Here is a 705-nt window from a genome sequence, read left to right on the forward strand (position 1 = left end):
TCTCGGCGCGACCGTCGCGTGGGGATGATGAAACCGTGGCGGCGCTGTCTGCCATCCAGTCCGTCCATGCAACGGGTACGAGAGAGCGGCTACCATCCGGCAGAACAACGAGAAGCAGCGAGACCCCTCTACGCGTCAGACCACCGATCACAATCAGCTGCAATCCTTCGAACGCATGCTTCTTGCGCGTTATCATAACAGTGTCAGGAAGGTCTCGGTGGTGGGTAGTGTGTCGGGTCTTCCTTTGACCGGGTCGATCACGACATCCTGATCGATCGCCTTCAGAAGCGCATCGAGGACGCCGGGGTCATCCGGTTGATCCGGGCCTATCTGAACAGCGGCATCATGGATGAGGGCGTGGTGCACAAACGGACGATGGGGACGCCACAAGGTGGTCCGATCACGCCCCGAACGCAAAAGGTAACTTCGAGTTTGATCGAGTGATTGGGCTTGATCGTTCTCGTTCTTTACTTGATTTGCGTCTTAAAAGGTAATATATATATGTCAAATGTCGCGCTCGACCGAACTGCAGAAGACCGAACGGATCAACGCTGCCCATGGGTTACTCGCGCGTGGGCTGAGTGTGACGGAGGCTGCCATGTCGTTGTCGCGCCAATTTGCACTGTCTCGACGTCAGGCCTATCGATATATCGAGGAGGCTCAGGCGATCAGTCGCCCGATGCCGGCTGCGGAACCAAACACGGC

The 705-nt window shown here is 57.0% G+C and carries 2 protein-coding genes and 1 pseudogene; 1 reads left to right on the forward strand and 2 read right to left on the reverse strand.

Annotation, left to right across the window (positions count from 1 at the left end):
• A partial coding sequence (locus AB4Z52_RS36245) for a hypothetical protein (RefSeq protein ID WP_442222620.1) occupies positions 1–196 on the reverse strand: 196 nt, incomplete at its 3' end.
• Positions 193–390, reverse strand: coding sequence for a hypothetical protein (locus AB4Z52_RS36250; protein ID WP_442222621.1), 198 nt, complete (start codon positions 388–390; stop codon positions 193–195). The genes AB4Z52_RS36245 and AB4Z52_RS36250, both read right to left, overlap by 4 nt.
• A 118-nt stretch (positions 391–508) precedes the next feature.
• Between AB4Z52_RS36250 and AB4Z52_RS36255 the strand changes: the two are divergent.
• Positions 509–705 (forward strand): annotated as a pseudogene (locus AB4Z52_RS36255) (ribbon-helix-helix protein, CopG family); the annotation flags it as partial.

The organism is Rhizobium sp. 2YAF20 (assembly GCF_052114685.1).
Classification (GTDB): Bacteria; Pseudomonadota; Alphaproteobacteria; order Rhizobiales; family Rhizobiaceae; genus Rhizobium.